Below are 11922 nucleotides of genomic sequence, written 5' to 3' on the forward strand. Positions count from 1 at the left end.
CATGGAGGTGCGGCATGGATTTTAATAAGCTTACGGAAAATGAAAAGAAGTACGCCAGGGCCATCATAGAGTGCATTGACGATGGTATTTTCATTACAGACGGCGAAGGGACGGTAATTGACCTGAACGCCAACAGTCTAGGCTGTCAGAAGCGGGAAAACATCATAGGCAGGAACATGCGAGAGCTCATTGAGGCCGGCATATACCGGGATTCGGCGGCTCTGCGGGTGATCGAAGAAAAAAAGCCGGTGAGCATGTTTCAGTATGAGGAAACCGATCTTTTAACCACCGCCATGCCTTATATGGAAAACGGAACAGTGAAAATGGTGGTTTGCTGCGAACGGGAAATACACACCCTGGAGGCCATCGAAAGGGAGCTCGAGGAAAGCCTTGAAAAGAACAGTAAATACGAGCAGGAGCTTTTATATATCCGGGCGGAAATGACGAAAAACGTCGATATCATTGCCGAATCCCCTCAGATGAGAAGGGTTGTGGACCTGGCGATAACAGCCGCCAGCTTTGACTCGCGGGTGCTGATTCAGGGCGACACCGGCACGGGTAAAGAGGTAATCGCAAAGCTGATCTACAGCAGCGGCAAGAGGAAGGGAAAGCCCTTTATCGCTGTCAATTGCAGCGCGATCCCGGAAACCCTGCTGGAATCGGAGCTGTTCGGCTATGAGAAAGGCGCTTTCACAGGGGCAAATGACGCAGGGAAAAAAGGCTTCTTCGAACTGGCCCATGAAGGCGTGCTGTTTTTGGATGAAATCGGTGAGGTGTCATTGGGCTTTCAGGTAAAGCTGCTGCGGGCAATTCAGGAGAACGAAATCATCCGTGTGGGCGGCAGCGAGCCCATAAAAATTGACGTGCAGATCATAGCCGCCACCAACAAAGACTTACTGCAAAAGGTGGAGCAGGGCGAATTCAGAGCCGATCTTTACTATCGCTTAAATGTTTTCCCAATCAAAATACCGGCGCTGAAAGAGCGAAAAGAAGAGATCATGTCCCTGGTGCAGTTTTTTTCAGACAAGCTCAACAAGCAGTACGGCAGGGAAAAGTGTTTTTCGCCCCAGGCCATGAAAATATTGCAGAATTACGCCTGGCCGGGAAATATCCGTGAGCTGGAAAATGTGGTGGAGCGGCTCATGCTCATCAGCCAGAATGACGTGATTAAGGAAGACGACGTGACGGCCATGCTGTTTGACAGCGACGGCATCGACGATCTTCAGTATGAAGGGCTGGATTTAGAGGAAGCGGTGGCCATAACGGAGAAAAATCTCATAAAAAAATACATGGAAAAATACCGGCATCCTGCGGAGCTGGAAAAGGCCCTGGGCGTATCCAGAGCAACGCTGAACCGGAAAATCAATAAGTATGGGTTGAGATAAAGCTTGCCGCATCTGGCTCAAGGATTAAAAAGAATCATGTGCAGCACTGCCGGCTCACTGCCGATATTTTTGTATGAATGAACGGCGTCGGCTCTGAATCGTATGCTTTCGCCCTTTTCAACCGCAAAGCTTTGGCGGTCAGCGCAAATCTCAATTTTACCTGCGAAGACGGTAATAAATTCAATGGTTCCTTTCAAGTGCGGTTCGGATTCCCAATAACTGCCCTCGTCTAATTCCAGATAATATACCGCAAATCTGCGATTCTCGTTGTCTGGGAAAATCGAATAATTTTTTACTTTTCCTCCATCCTCAAGCAATGGCTGGATGTCTGACGTTTTTACAATTTCATACGGACTTTTGGGGCGAACCGTTAAAGCGTCAAAGGGCACTTTCATTCCGTTTGCGATTTTCCATAACGTGGATATGGTTGGGTTCCCATCGCCGCGTTCAATTTGCGCAAGCATACTCTTACTGACCCCGCTCAGTTTCGCGAGCTCGTCCATGCTTAATTTGTTTTCTTCACGTAACCGCTTAATGTTTTTCGCAACAATCTGATTCATTGAATCCAAAAAAACCACCCTCCTTATTGACAATATATCGTACAAATTGTATTATTATATCGTACATGTGCAATATAATGTTCATTTTGTATCATTATACACTTTTGGGTTAAGCTTGTAAAGGCAATTCCAGGCTTTGAATTATGATTGAAATAGAGGGGTTCAAGATGTTTCATTTATACGATTTTCTGATTTATTGTTTTATTACTGCCTACACGCCAGGAGCAAACAACCTGCTTTCCATGAGCAACGCGATGCGGCTGGGATTCCGCCGGAGCGTCCGTTTTAATCTTGGAATACTGGTTGGATTCGCGGCGGTTATGTCCATTTGCACCGTTTTTAGCGCAACGCTCTATTCGTTTCTGCCGAAGGTCAAAATCGTCATGCAGATATTGGGCGCCGTCTATATGCTGTACCTGGCATGGAAAGTTTGGAAAAGTTCTTCTGAATTAAGCGCCGACGGCGGCAGGGAAGCCAGCTTCCTTTCAGGTATGGTATTGCAATTTGCCAACCCCAAGATTTACATTTATGCGATTACGGCAATGTCGCTTTATATCTTGCCGGTTTATCATTCTGCCGCGGCTCTGATCGGATTCACAGCGATACTTTCGCTGATTGGAGCTTCGGGCTCTTTTATATGGGCGTTGTTCGGAGCGGCATTCTGCAAACTCTTCTCCAAGCATACGAGACTGGTAAACACAATTATGGCTCTTCTGCTTATTTACTGCGCGGTTTCGCTATTCCTTTAAGTATTAAAATAAGTTTTTGATTATCTGTTTATAACTTTTTATATGTCCGCAAAGCCTTATTCTATCGGTTTTACGGGCATTTTTACTATTGTCATATCTTGAATAAAGTTGACATTAGCAACTATGTGTGATATATTAAAAGAAGTTGACGATGTCAACTATTGAAAAGGAGAATAGGTATGGAAAATAAGACGATTTTGAAAATAAGAGAGTTTAATCGATTTTATTTATCTACTATGGATTTTTACGAAGCTAAATATTTAAGCTCCGATTATTCCATGACGGAATCCAGAGTATTGTATGAAATCTATGAAACCGGGAAATGCAATGCAGACGACGTTGTGAAGAAATTACATCTTGATAAAGGATATTTAAGTAGAATAATAAAACGATTTGAAAACAAACAGATTCTACAAAGAGAAAAATCCCAAACAGATGCAAGATTTTATCATATTCAATTAACAGAAAAGGGTAAGAAGATAACAGAAGCATTAATTTATGAATCCAATCAGGGAATAGGAAATATCATTCAGTCACTTTCAACAGAAGAATGTATCCAGTTAGAGAAGTCAATGGATACGATTAAAAAAATACTTACAGGAGGATTAAACCATGAAAATCATAAAATATGATTCAAAATATAAAGATAAATTTATAGAGTACAATAAAGATTGGATAATTGATAATTTTGGAACTTTAGAAAAAGAGGATGAAGAAACATTTGAAAATATAGAAAAAGAATTAGAAAATGGCGCAATGGTATATTTTTCGATTGAAAATGACGAGGTACTTGCAACGTGTATGTCAAAGCCTATGCAATATGATACATGGGAAATATGCAAACTAGCTTCTAATAAACATCGCGATCATAAAGGAAGTGGAAGTGCCGTATTTGAAGCGTCAATGAATTGGGCAATAGAGCATGGTGCAAAGAAATTACTTCTTTTTTCTAATAGAAGATTGAAACCTGCAATTCATATTTATGAAAAATTCGGGTTCAAAGAATTAAATATTGATGATTATGGATATACCCGTGGCGATATTGCATTTGAAAAAATCTTAGAATAATTTTCGTATAAATATGAAAATTGAATGATTCGTCTGTTCAAAACTGCTCTCAACTGAGTTTAGCTGCTCATTTGAGAGCAGTTTTATTTTTTGTGCTTTCCAAAAGCACCGTGATTTCAAGGTTTCCCAACTTGGCATTGTACTTGCTATATATAAAATAAATCATATAGTTTAATTATATTGAAATATATAATCAAACTGCCGGCCGATTGGCGGGAATTGTCTTTGAATTTTAGGCTGAAAGCTGTCGTGAAAAGGAGGTACCGCATTAGATCTGCAACCAAAGTGTTTCTTTTTGGCCAATGGTCGCGGGAAAAACAGGGAAACCGGCCATTTGGTCGCAAAACCGCAGAAAGCCGATCGCAAGCCCGCAGCAACCCGGCCGGGCCCTGCGGCAAGCAGAAAATTGATCCGACACTGCGGCCGGCCGCAGGCAAGTTATTGAATCATGAATACTGATTGGAGGGATTTATCGACATGAGTAAAATGCAATTGGATTTGGATGTTATTGAAATCAAGGATGTCTGTTTTGGAGAGAAAGACGATCTGGACCACGGCACGCTGGTTATCGACAAAAAGGGTCTCATCGAATACCTGGCTGACCCGGTATTTTCCAAAATAGACATTGAGCTGGCCAAGCCCGGCGATTCGGCAAGGATCATCCCGGTAAAGGATGTGATCGAACCGAGAATCAAGGAAGACGGAAAGACTTCCTTTCCGGGAATCATCGGCGATTATACGGAATGCGGCGAAGGCACAACCAAGGTGCTGCGAGGCTGCGCAGTTGTGAGCACGGGTACGATCGTCGGCTTTCAGGAAGGCATCATCGACATGTCCGGCCCCGGCGCCAGGTACACCAGATATTCCAGCCTCAACAATATTGTTCTTGTCACAGAGATCATAGAAGGAATCAAGCCTGCGGAACACGAGGCCGCAGTGAGGATGGCCGGATTGAAGGCAGCCCATTATCTGGCGAAATCCGCATTGGGAAAAACTCCCGATTACCGGGAAAGCTACGCCCTGGCAGAGAGCAAGGAAAATCTGCCGAAGGTTGCGATCATGTATATGATTATGGCCCAGGGCCTGCTCCACGACAACTATGTATACGGCGTAGACGCCAAAAGGCTGCACCCCGCTTTACTGCATCCCAACGAAGTGTTTGACGGGGCCATTGTGAACGGCTGCTGCGTGGTCGCCGGAGATAAATATACCACCTACGACCATCAGAACAACTCCATTGTCCAGGAGTTTTACAAACGTCACGGCAAAGAAATCGACTTTAAGGGGCTCATTGCAGTGCCCACCTATCCCGGACTTGCGGACAAGAGAAGATGCTGCTCGTCCGCCGTAAGGATGGCAAGGCTTTTGGGCGTTGACGGTGTAGCCATTCCTGAAGAGGGCGGCGGCAATCCCGAGGCGGATCTGATGATGCTTTGCCGCCAATGTGAAAAGAACGGCATCAAGACGGTCATGATGCTGGGACCGGACGGCGTGGAAGAGCCGGTTGCTGATACCGCTCCCGAGGCCGACGCAGTAATCAATGTGGGCGACTGCAACGAATTCGTGGTACTGCCGCCGATGGAGCGGATTATCGGGGATCAGGAGCAGGTGAAATACATGTCGGGCGGCGCGGAAGAAAGCATCAATGAAGACGGTAGCATCCGCGTGTCCCTGTCCATCATCATGGGATCGGTCATTGGCCAGGGAACGCTGAAAATGAGTTCATACGTATATTAAGGAGGTTTTAACGTGAGAGTTGTACATTATATCAATCAATTCTTCGGCCAGATCGGCGGAGAAGAAATGGCGCATCACCCCTTGGAAGTAAGAAAGGGCCCCTTCGGTCCGGGCCAGGCCCTGCAAAGCCTGCTGGGGGAGGATATTCAGATCACAGCCACCATTGTATGCGGCGACAATTACTTTGTGGAAAACGCCGAGGCCTTGCAAGAGGATGTCGTAAACATACTAAAGGACGAAAAGGCGGATCTGCTGGTGGCGGGTCCGGCCTTCAACGCCGGAAGATACGGAATGGCCTGCGGGCAGGTATGCAAAATATCCTATGAAGAATTGGGCCTTGAAGCGGTTTCGGGAATGTATGAGGAAAATCCGGGGCTGGAGCTGTTCCGGAAATTCGCCTATATACTGCCCACCGGCAATTCCGCCAGAAATATGAAGGATGCTCTCAAAAACATCAGCGATTTTGTGAAGAAACTTAACTCCGGCGAAGAAATCAAAGGCCCGGAAGAGGAAGGCTATGTGCAGAGGGGCATAAGAAAGAATTACTTTGAAGAGAAAACGGGAGCCGAGAGATGTCTGGACATGCTGCTGAAAAAGATAAAAGGCGAGGAATTTGAGACCGAGCTGCCTATGCCTGTTTTTGAAAAGGTAGTTCCAAGCCCCGCAATCAAGGATATGAGCAAGGCGAAGATCATCGTAATGACCTCCGGCGGCATGGTGCCCCCGGGCAATCCCGACCATCTGGAAGCGTGCAACTGCACCAAATTCAGAAGATACGATTATGAGACTTATTACGGCGGCAAAGGGGTAACGAAGGGGAAAGTGGTCCATGGCGGATACGACCCTGTTTACGGCGATGAGGACGGCAACCGGATACTTCCCGTGGATATGCTCACAGAGCTGGAAAAGGAGGGTCGTATCGGCGAGCTGTGCGACTTTACTTATGTAACCGTGGGCAACGGCATGGGAACCGACCAGGCTGCCGAATTCGGCGACGCGCTGGCGGAGGAATTAAAGCGGGAAGAGATACAGGGCGCTATACTGACCTCCACCTGAGGAACCTGTACTCGTTGCGGTGCAACGATCGTAAAACATATCGACGCTGCGGGTATTCCCATCGTGCACGTATGTACGGTAACGCCCATTTCCATATCGGTAGGGGCCAACAGAGTCGTTCCGGGTGTTTCCATTCCTCATCCTGTGGGAAGGCCGGATCTTCCGCTGGAAGAAGAAAAGGCTTATCGGAAAAAGATGATGGAAACCGCTCTGAAAGCATTGGAGACAGACATCACGGAACAGACTGTCTTTCAGGTCGAATAACAGATGAGAAGGGACTGTCGCATTAAGAAAGAAAACTTTGCAACGGTCCCCGCGCTTCATTTCTTAAAATCAGGCTATTTAACAGGAAATGATCGAAAACAGGTCTTTCCAGGCCATGACTTTTATCCATAAAGGCGTTTTTCCTGCTTAAAACGGATAAGAAACCCCAAATATGGCGAACTGGTCCAGAACGGAGCTTCTGATCCGTGTCCAAGCAAATGGCAGCGCCCAGATTTTACCAACCAATGCGGCAGCAGGTTGCTTTTGAACAACTTTCGTTGCCGCACGGCAACCGGCGTTGCCATGCGGCAACGATTTTACTGGAAAATTAAAAAAATACTGAATATTACAGCCCAAAACCCTAAGATTTCGGGGAAATAAAAAAGAAATGCTTTTCAAATCATGTGGTATGAAAATTGCGACAACTATATAGTGAAAGCTTTCCTTATATTCAACCTGACGGCGCCAAAACGAAATGATGTACCCAGTACAGTTTCTGAAACGGAAGGAGAAGTAGTTATGAATAATACACAAACAGGAGGATTAAAAGAACATCCTGTGACCCTGCGTGCAGCGGTTATGATGATGTATTGTCTGGTAGCGGCCGGTGCCTTTGGCATCGAGGAAATGATACCTGACGCAGGCCCGGGAATGACCATCGTGGTATTGTGCGTCCTGCCTTTTATATGGGCAGCGCCCCAGGCCCTCTGCGCGGCGGAGCTTGGCTCGGCCATCACCGATGCGGGCGGATTCTACAAATGGATTCAGAGGGGCATGGGAGAATTCTGGGCATTCCAGGGATGCTGGTGCAGAACCTTATCCTGCTATGTGGACAACACCACCTATGTTGTACTGGCAGGCTCCTACACAAGCATGCTGATTCCAATGTCAAGTACTGCGAAATTTATCTTTATGGCAGTATTGATCGCAATCTTTACGGTTATTAATTTGCTCGGCATTGAAGAGGTCGGCAAGGTAAGCACCATTTTCTCGACCGTTATTTTCATCGTATTTGTGGGAGTGACGATTATCGGTTTTGTCAACTGGGATCACAATCCGCTGGAACCCTTCTACAACAGCGGGGACTATACTTTGATCGGGGCACTGGGTTCCTGCCTGGCAACCGGCATGTGGATGTATTCCGGTTATACCTCCATGTCAACCCTGGCTACGGAATGTCAGGATAAGACCGTCATTCCAAGAGGACTGATGATTGTAATGCCGATCATCGCGCTGTCCTACATTTTGCCTACGATCGCAGGACTGGGTTCTGTGGGCAACTGGTCCGAATGGGGCACGGAAGGAATTTCCTTCGGTCACGTACTGGCTCTGGCCGGTGCCTGGGGACTTCCGGTTTTCACAGTGGCGGCGGTATGTTCGCAGCTTTCCATCTTTAATACGCAGATCATCTCCGTATCGAGAGGATTCTTCGGCATGTCCATCGACAATCTGGCTCCAAAAGCCCTGATGAAGCTGAGCAAGAAACGTAAAGTTCCTTATGTGGGAGTTCTTTCTCTGTCGGTTGTCGCGCTTTGCCTGTGCAACCTGGACTTTTCCGTACTGATTACAATCGATGTAACCTTACTGATGGTCGACTATGTATTGGTGTTCCTCTCAACGGCCAGACTGAGAAAAACGGAACCCAACATGCCCAGACCTTTTAAAATTCCGGGCGGAGATACCTTCGTTAAGGTTTTAGTGGCTCCGGGAGTCATCATTTCAGTGGTAGCTCTGTTCCTCAATGGAGCGGACTATTTCCTGGGCGGAATGATCGGCTTAATGTCAGCTCCGATCCTCTATATCATCTGGAAGCGAATGTACGGAGGTCTTTACAAGATCGATCCGGTGAAATATCCCATCAACCCCAGAACCAAACTGGCGATAGGCGACCTGCACAGGGTCGTGGTGATTCTGGTCATATTCGGAGTCATTGGTTTTATCGGCGCTACGTGGTGGTTCGGCTTTTATGAAGTCGGCTGGGAAGCGGACTATCTGGATACCTATGGAAAACTTAAGTTTATGGGTGATACAGGAGAGGAAATTGTCAACTGGCTTTATACGACCACGAAATGGCTGTCCGTACTGTACCTGGCCGCAGCTGTGGTAATTAAGATAGCAGCGGTTAAGATCGACCCAAGAAGCAAGGAAATACCTGACCAAGATATGAAGGAGGAGAAAAATGAACTTTAACTTTACAGAAGAACAGGAAATGCTGAGAACCGCGTTTGCGGAGTTTGTAAAAGAAGACGTAGCGCCCAATGCCGCTAAATGGGACGAAGACGATTATACGCCTACAGAGCTGATGCCAAAGATGGGCGAACTGGGAATTTTGGGCATCTTTGTCCCGGAGGAATACGGCGGAGTGGGCCTCGGCCATACAGAGCGAGTGATGGCTCTTGAAGAAATCGCCCGTTATTCGGCAGGTCTGGCAATGATGGTATTCACCCATCAGCTGGGCATGGCCGCGATCCTCGATTTCGGTACCGAAGATCAAAAGAAAAACTATCTCCCGGAAATGTGCGCGGGCACAAAGATCTGCGGACTGGCAGTGACCGAGCCCGGAGGTGGCTCTGATGTTGCCGGACAGAAAACGACGGCTGAGCTGGCAGACGGTCAGTGGATCGTCAACGGCAGAAAATGCTTCATCACCAACTCCCACATAGCGGATACCACCGTTATCACCTGCAAAACAGGAGAAGATGAAAGGGGCAGAGCATCCTTTTCCGCGATCGCCATTGATAAAGGAACCGAGGGCTTTGCTCCGGGAAGACACGAAAATAAGCTGGGGCTCAAAGGCTCAGTAACAGGCGAGTTGATCATGAACAACGTTAAGGTGCCGGAAGGCAATCTGATCGGAGAAGTGGGCAAGGGAACGCCTATCGCCATGAAGGAAATCGGAGAAGTGGGCAGAGCGAGCATGACGGCCATCGCAGTCGGCATACTCCGAGGCTGTCTGGAGGATTCGGTTAAATTTGCCAATGAACGAATCGTATACGGAAAACCCATCGCCAAGCTGCAGGCAATCCAGTTCCACGTTGCGGAAAACCGGGTGGCATACGAAGCAGCCAGACTGATGCTGTACAGAGCAGCGGCCGTAAAGGATGCGGGAAAACCGGCGACCATTGAATTCGGCATGGCCAAATATTTTGCCACCGATAAAGCTGCTGACGCGGCAAGAAGAACCATTGAGCTGATGGGCGGGTACGGAGTTGTCAACGAGTATGCGGCGGGAAGATATCTGAGAGACGCCATGGCCTGCATTTCTTCCGGCGGAACGAGCGAAATCCAGAAAATCATCATAGCGGGAGACACCTTAAAGAAATTCTAGGAGATTCAAATGAATATATTAGTTTGCATAAAACCGGTACCCGATCCGGAAAAGTATGGACAGCTGAAAATAGATGAAAAAACCAAACGGCTTGTCAGGGAAGGAATCCCTGCGGTCATAAACCCGGCGGATAAAAACGCTCTGGAGGAAGGCATAAAGCTGCGGGATCTGAAAGGCGGCAGAGTCTTTGTGCTGGCCATGGCGCCGGAATTCAGCCGGGACAAACTGATAGAGGCCCTGGCGATGGGAGCGGACGAGGCCTATCTGGTTTCAGACAAAGCTTTCGGGGGCGCCGATACCTACGCCACATCCTATGTACTGGCAGCAGCGATCAAGAAGATTTCCCAGGGAATTGATCCCCAAAGAGACTTGGCCTTTGATCTGGTGCTGGCAGGCAACGAAAGCGCCGACGGCGCCACCGCCCACGTCCCGGCCCAGACCGCTGAGTGGCTGGGCCTGCCCCATCTGTGCAAGGTCAGCAGATTAGAAGCCGGGGACGAAAGCGAAAACGCATTCAGAGCGTGGAAACGAGTGGAAGCCGGAAAAGCGGTTTTTCAAGTGAATGGGCCATGTGTAATCGCAGTAAGTACGGAAATCAACAAGCCGAGGCTGATCAATGCCATGGGCATCATCAAGGCAAAAAAGAAACCTCTGACCATCTGGAGCAATGAAGATCTGCGATTGGATGAAAAAACAATCGGTTTGGCCGGTTCGCCCACGCAACCGGGTGAGCTGATAACGCCGGATTTAAGGAGAGCGTCCATTGATTTGGGCAGCGACGCGGAGGCGGCAGCTGATGAAATCGTGAAAATCATGAAAAAGGCGGGTGTATAGCATGAAAAAAAGCGAAATAAAAAAAGTGATGGTCTACGACCAGGGATTGGCCGGTCAGCCCCACCCGTCTTTCTGGCAGAACATGGCCAAGCTGCAGCGGCTCCTGCAGGGTGAGCAGGTAGAATTCGTGCGGCTGTGCTGTCACTGCGAGAATCCGCAGCAGGCGGTCTTGTCCATTGAACAGGTCATAAAAGCGGAAAGTCCGGATCTGCTGGTTATTGCGGCCACTCCCTTGGGGGAGGAGGTCGCGCCGGCCCTGGGCGTAAGGCTGAAAACCGGTGTGGCGGCTCACTGCGCGGACATTGTAATCAATGGCGAGGACCGGATCGCGTATATGGTGCCGGCCTTTGGCGGCAAGGTCATAGGGGAAATTTTTATCCCGGGTAGCAGACCGGCCATAGCGACGGTAAAGCCAGGGGTATTCTCATACGATAAAAAGGATGCGGCGGACTACAGAGAAATTCTTTGCGATTGCATTTCAGAGGATTCGTGCGGGCTGCGCATCGTGGAAACGGAAGAGATCGCCCAGCAGCAAAGCGCCATCGAAAAAGCGGAATTGATCTTTTGCGGAGGCTTCGGCATAGGCTCAAAAGAAAGCTGGCAAAAGCTAGAAGCCTTAGCCAAAAAGACAGGCGGCGGCGCAGGCTGCACCCGGCCGGTGGTGGATATGGACTGGGGCCCGGATGAGTATTATATGATCGGTACCAGCGGGAAAACCGTAAGACCGAAAGTATACATCGGTTTTGGCATATCCGGCGCGGCGCATCACCTCTGCGGGATAAAGGACGCGGACATTATCATAAGCATCAATAATGACAAAAATGCGGAAGTGTTCGCGGCCTCGGACTATAAGGCCGTGCTGGACGCAAACCAGGTGATCGACCGCCTTGCGGAAAAGCTTTAGCAGCAGAAGATGACTGTAATTGCGCTGAAAGGAGCAA

At 48.2% G+C, this 11922-nt stretch carries 11 protein-coding genes; 10 read left to right on the forward strand and 1 reads right to left on the reverse strand.

Translation table 11 applies throughout. The features are described from left to right. Window positions 1-14: 14 nt before the first annotated feature. Window positions 15-1385 (forward strand): sigma-54 interaction domain-containing protein, encoded by a 1371-nt coding sequence (locus tag NE619_RS06755; protein WP_256131630.1) that lies wholly within the window; start codon window positions 15-17, stop codon window positions 1383-1385. 17 nt (window positions 1386-1402) lie between these two features. Here the strand turns inward: NE619_RS06755 and NE619_RS06760 are convergent, their stop codons facing one another. Further along, window positions 1403-1945, reverse strand: coding sequence for an XRE family transcriptional regulator (locus tag NE619_RS06760; RefSeq protein ID WP_330640678.1), 543 nt, complete (start codon window positions 1943-1945; stop codon window positions 1403-1405). 167 nt (window positions 1946-2112) lie between these two features. Here NE619_RS06760 and NE619_RS06765 point away from each other — a divergent pair, with 167 nt between their 5' ends. The 9 genes from NE619_RS06765 (at window position 2113) to NE619_RS06805 (ending at window position 11885) form a co-directional block, all read left to right on the forward strand. After that, window positions 2113-2694, forward strand: coding sequence for a LysE family transporter (locus NE619_RS06765; protein ID WP_256131632.1), 582 nt, complete (start codon window positions 2113-2115; stop codon window positions 2692-2694). A 179-nt stretch (window positions 2695-2873) separates the two neighbouring features. Further along, window positions 2874-3326 (forward strand): MarR family winged helix-turn-helix transcriptional regulator, encoded by a 453-nt coding sequence (locus NE619_RS06770; protein ID WP_256131633.1) that lies wholly within the window; start codon window positions 2874-2876, stop codon window positions 3324-3326. Next, window positions 3307-3762 carry a GNAT family N-acetyltransferase gene (locus tag NE619_RS06775; RefSeq protein ID WP_256131634.1) on the forward strand — a complete coding sequence of 152 codons (456 nt, stop codon included), beginning with the start codon at window positions 3307-3309 and terminating at the stop codon, window positions 3760-3762. Before NE619_RS06770 ends, NE619_RS06775 begins: the two co-directional genes overlap by 20 nt. Window positions 3763-4239: 477 nt before the next feature. Continuing rightward, window positions 4240-5499 carry a glycine/sarcosine/betaine reductase component B subunit gene (locus NE619_RS06780; RefSeq protein WP_256131635.1) on the forward strand — a complete coding sequence of 420 codons (1260 nt, stop codon included), beginning with the start codon at window positions 4240-4242 and terminating at the stop codon, window positions 5497-5499. Between the two features lie 12 nt (window positions 5500-5511). Continuing rightward, window positions 5512-6819, forward strand: a complete 1308-nt coding sequence (locus tag NE619_RS06785) for a glycine/betaine/sarcosine/D-proline family reductase selenoprotein B (protein ID WP_256131636.1) — start codon at window positions 5512-5514, stop codon at window positions 6817-6819. A gap of 519 nt (window positions 6820-7338) precedes the next feature. Then, the gene (locus NE619_RS06790) at window positions 7339-9009 is read left to right on the forward strand and encodes an APC family permease (protein WP_256131637.1); all 1671 of its coding nucleotides are present in this window, start codon (window positions 7339-7341) and stop codon (window positions 9007-9009) included. Beyond that, complete coding sequence (locus NE619_RS06795; RefSeq protein ID WP_256131638.1) at window positions 8999-10147, forward strand: acyl-CoA dehydrogenase family protein; 1149 nt, start codon at window positions 8999-9001, stop codon at window positions 10145-10147. Before NE619_RS06790 ends, NE619_RS06795 begins: the two co-directional genes overlap by 11 nt. Window positions 10148-10156: 9 nt before the next feature. Next, window positions 10157-10981, forward strand: a complete 825-nt coding sequence (locus tag NE619_RS06800) for an electron transfer flavoprotein subunit beta/FixA family protein (protein WP_256131639.1) — start codon at window positions 10157-10159, stop codon at window positions 10979-10981. 1 nt (window position 10982) lies between these two features. Next, window positions 10983-11885 (forward strand): electron transfer flavoprotein subunit alpha/FixB family protein, encoded by a 903-nt coding sequence (locus NE619_RS06805; protein WP_256131640.1) that lies wholly within the window; start codon window positions 10983-10985, stop codon window positions 11883-11885. The last annotated feature ends 37 nt before the right edge of the window (window positions 11886-11922 follow it).

This window comes from Anaerovorax odorimutans, from assembly GCF_024459955.1.
In the GTDB taxonomy this organism is placed as follows: Bacteria; Bacillota; Clostridia; order Peptostreptococcales; family Anaerovoracaceae; genus Hominibacterium; species Hominibacterium odorimutans_A.